Genomic DNA, 2,779 nt, shown 5'->3' with positions numbered 1-2,779 from the left:
CATCGACGTGCAGGCGCTGCGGCGCCAGCTGCTGGCCGACGGCGCCTGCCTGGCCTGATGCGCTGGCGCGGCCGGGTGCGCCGGTCATCGGCCTACGCCGATAATCCGCCCCCATGAATCCCCTGCTCGACAGGCTGCAGCCCTATCCCTTCGAACGGCTGCGGCAGCTCTTTGCTGGCGTCACGCCCAGCGCCGCCTACTCGCCCATCAGCCTGGGCATCGGCGAACCCAAGCATCCCACCCCGCCCTTCATCAAACAGGCCCTCATCGACGGCCTGGATTCGCTCTCCGGTTACCCGGCCACCGCCGGCGACCTGAAGCTGCGCACTGCCTTCACGGACTGGCTCAAGAAGCGCTACGGCCTGGCGCTGGACCCGGCCACGCAGGTGCTGCCGGTCAATGGCTCGCGCGAGGCGCTGTTCGCGCTGGCGCAGACCGTGGTCGACAGCAGCCTCACGCCGCGGCCCATCGTCGTCTCGCCCAATCCCTTCTATCAGATCTACGAGGGCTCAGCCCTGCTGGCCGGCGCCGACGTCTGGTACGCGCCGAGCGACCCGGCCCGCAACTTTGCGGTGGACTGGGACAGCGTGCCCACCGAGGTCTGGCAACGCACCCAGCTGGTGTACGTCTGCTCGCCCGGCAATCCAACCGGCGCCGTCATGCCGCTGGAGGAATGGCGAAAGCTCTTCGCGCTCTCGGACGAGCACGGCTTCGTCATCGCCTCGGACGAGTGCTACAGCGAGATCTACTTCCGCGACGAGCCGCCGCTGGGCGGGCTGGAGGCCGCGGCCAAGCTGGGGCGCGACTTCCGTCGGCTGATCGCGCTCACCTCGCTGTCCAAGCGCAGCAACGTCCCGGGCCTGCGCAGCGGCTTCGTGGCCGGCGACGCCGAGATCATCAAGCGCTTCCTGCTCTACCGCACCTACCACGGCAGCGCCATGAGCGGCAGCGTGGCCGCCGCCAGCATCGCCGCCTGGGGCGACGAGACCCATGTGGTGGACAACCGCGAGCAGTACCGCCGCAAGTTCGCGACCGTCACGCCCCTCCTGGAGTCGGTGCTGGACGTCCGCCTGCCCGACGCCAGCTTCTACCTCTGGGCCGGCGTGCCCGCCGCGTGGAACGGCAACGATGCGGCCTTCGCCCGCGCCCTGTACGCTCAATACAATGTGACGGTGCTGCCCGGCAGCTACCTGGCGCGCGAGGCGCAAGGCAGCAATCCCGGCCGCGGCCGCGTGCGGATGGCCCTGGTCGCCGACACCGCCGAATGCACCGAAGCCGCGCGCCGCATCGCCGAATTCGCCACCCAGGCACCTTCGGCCTGAGCCGCTTCCCCTCTTTCTTCGATCAAAAGATCCCATGACCCAGCAACTGCAACAGATCATCGACGCCGCGTGGGAAGACCGCGCCGCCCTCTCCCCCAGCCAGGCGCCCAAGGAAGTGGCCGACGCGGTGGAGCATGTGATCGTCCAGCTCAACAACGGCAGCCTGCGCGTGGCCAGCCGCGAAGGCGTCGGCCAGTGGACGGTGCACCAGTGGGTCAAGAAGGCCGTGCTGCTGTCCTTCCGCCTCAAGGACAACGAGCAGATCCAGGCCGGCAGCCTGGGCTTCTACGACAAGGTGCAGACCAAGTTCGCGCACCTGTCGGCCGACGAGCTCAAGCAGGCCGGCGTGCGCATCGTGCCGCCCGCCGTGGCCCGCCGCGGCAGCTACATCGCAAAGGGCGCCATCCTGATGCCCAGCTACGTCAACATCGGCGCCTACGTGGACGAAGGCACCATGGTCGACACCTGGGCCACCGTGGGCAGCTGTGCCCAGGTTGGCAAGAACGTGCACCTGTCCGGCGGCGTGGGCCTGGGCGGCGTGCTGGAGCCCCTGCAGGCCAACCCGACCATCATCGAGGACAACTGCTTCATCGGCGCCCGCTCGGAAGTGGTCGAAGGCGTGATCGTCGAAGAGAACTCGGTGCTGGGCATGGGCGTGTACATCGGCCAGAGCACGCCGATCTTCAACCGCGACACGGGCGAGATCAGCTACGGCCGCGTGCCCTCGGGCAGCGTGGTCATCAGCGGCAGCCTGCCCAAGAAGACCAAGTCGGGCCAGGACTACAGCACCTACGCCGCCATCATCGTCAAGACGGTGGATGCGCAGACCCGCTCCAAGACCAGCCTTAACGACCTCTTGCGCGACTGATCCGGTTGCGCACCGGCCGCCCGCGGGCGGCCTTTTTCTTGCAAGCCCCACCAAACGCCGAATTCGATCTGGAGTCGCCATGGGAACGATGGAACGCATTCTTCGCCTGATGGCCGAGCGCCAGGCGTCCGACGTCTACCTGTCGCCCAAGGCGGCAGCGCTGATCCGCATCAACGGCCAGTGCATGCCCATCAACGGGCAGGTGCTGCCGGTGTCGGCGCCGCTGGAACTGCTGCGCGAAATCATCGACGAGAAGCGCATGGCCGAGTTCGAGCGCACGGGCGAGCTCAACACCGCCGTGCCGTTGCGCGACGTCGGCAGTTTCCGGGTGAGCGCGATGCGCCAGCGCGGCAGCTGCGCCGTGGTGGTGCGCTTCATCCCCGTCACCGTGCCGGCTTTCGACACGCTGGCGCTGCCCCCTGTGCTCAAGTCCCTGATCATGGAGCGCCGGGGGTTGGTCCTCATGGTGGGTGCCACGGGCTCGGGCAAGTCGACCACGCTGGCTTCGATGATCGACTTGCGCAACGAGAGCACGCCGGGCCACATCCTGACCATCGAGGAGCCGATCGAATTCGCCTTCCAGAACAAG

3 protein-coding genes are annotated in these 2,779 nt (G+C 68.0%); all 3 read left to right on the top strand.

What is annotated here, in order from left to right:
• Positions 1–113 precede the first annotated feature (113 nt).
• Entirely contained in the window at positions 114–1,322 is a 1,209-nt protein-coding gene (gene dapC, locus QZ772_RS09395; protein ID WP_295525131.1) for a succinyldiaminopimelate transaminase, read from the top strand.
• A 34-nt stretch (positions 1,323–1,356) separates the two neighbouring features.
• The gene (dapD, locus tag QZ772_RS09390) at positions 1,357–2,190 is read left to right on the top strand and encodes a 2,3,4,5-tetrahydropyridine-2,6-dicarboxylate N-succinyltransferase (RefSeq protein ID WP_295525128.1); all 834 of its coding nucleotides are present in this window, start codon (positions 1,357–1,359) and stop codon (positions 2,188–2,190) included.
• A 79-nt stretch (positions 2,191–2,269) separates the two neighbouring features.
• A partial coding sequence (locus tag QZ772_RS09385) for an ATPase, T2SS/T4P/T4SS family (RefSeq protein WP_295525125.1) occupies positions 2,270–2,779 on the top strand: 510 nt, incomplete at its 3' end.

Origin of the sequence: uncultured Pseudacidovorax sp., from assembly GCF_913773995.1 — a bacterium.
Lineage (GTDB): Bacteria > Pseudomonadota > Gammaproteobacteria > Burkholderiales > Burkholderiaceae_C > Xenophilus.
Note: the sequence above shows the minus strand (reverse complement) of the source record. Positions and strands in the feature narration are given on the sequence as shown.